The organism is Streptosporangium sp. LJ11 (genome assembly GCF_051918945.1).
In the GTDB taxonomy this organism is placed as follows: Bacteria; Actinomycetota; Actinomycetes; order Streptosporangiales; family Streptosporangiaceae; genus Streptosporangium.
The window spans coordinates 1-856 of record NZ_JBPXMB010000105.1; the positions used below are offsets into that span (position 1 = coordinate 1).

The window sequence follows — 856 nt, forward strand, 5'->3', positions numbered from 1 at the left end:
CCGAAGTCGGGCTGGGTCTCGCTCAAGGACTTCACCGTCGCCCCCTACGAGGGCAAGCAGCTCGTCTACGCCACCACCCACGACTTCGGCAGCAGCTGGGGGTCGATGAACTTCGGCCTGTTCACCAACTACTCGGAGATGGCCACGGCCAGCCAGAACACCATGTCCTCCGGCACCGTGGCACCCAGCCTGTTCTACTTCGCCCCCAAGAACATCTGGGTGCTGGCCTACCAGTGGGGCGGACCCGCCTTCTCCTACCGCACCTCCACCAACCCCACCAACCCCAACGGCTGGTCGGCACCCCAGACCCTGTTCTCCGGAAGCATCACCGGCTCCCAAACCGGCCCCATCGACCAGGCCGTCATCGGCGACGACACCAACATGTACCTGTTCTTCGCCGGCGACAACGGCAAGATCTACCGGGCCAGCATGCCCATCGGCAACTTCCCCGGCAGCTTCGGCTCCACCTCCACCGTCATCATGAGCGACACCACCAACAACCTCTTCGAGGCGGTCCAGGTCTACAAGCTCCAGGGCCAGAGCCGCTACCTCATGATCGTCGAGGCGATCGGCGCCCGGGGACGCTACTTCCGCTCCTTCACCGCCACCAGCCTCAACGGCTCCTGGACCCCGCAGGCCGCCACCGAGAGCAACCCGTTCGCCGGCAAGGTCAACAGCGGCGCCACCTGGACCAACGACATCAGCCACGGTGAGCTGCTGCGCACCAGCGCCGACCAGACCATGACCGTCGACCCCTGCAACCTGCAGCTGCTCTACCAGGGCCGCAACCCCAACTCCGACGGTGTCGAATACGGCCTCCTGCCCTACCGGCCGGGCCTGCTGACACTGCAGCGCT

1 protein-coding gene is annotated in these 856 nt (G+C 65.8%); it reads left to right on the forward strand.

The genetic code is table 11. The annotated features are described in order from the left end of the window. Positions 1–856, forward strand: an 856-nt coding sequence (locus ACTOQ3_RS43585) for a non-reducing end alpha-L-arabinofuranosidase family hydrolase (protein ID WP_440089946.1), incomplete at both ends; no start/stop codon positions are given.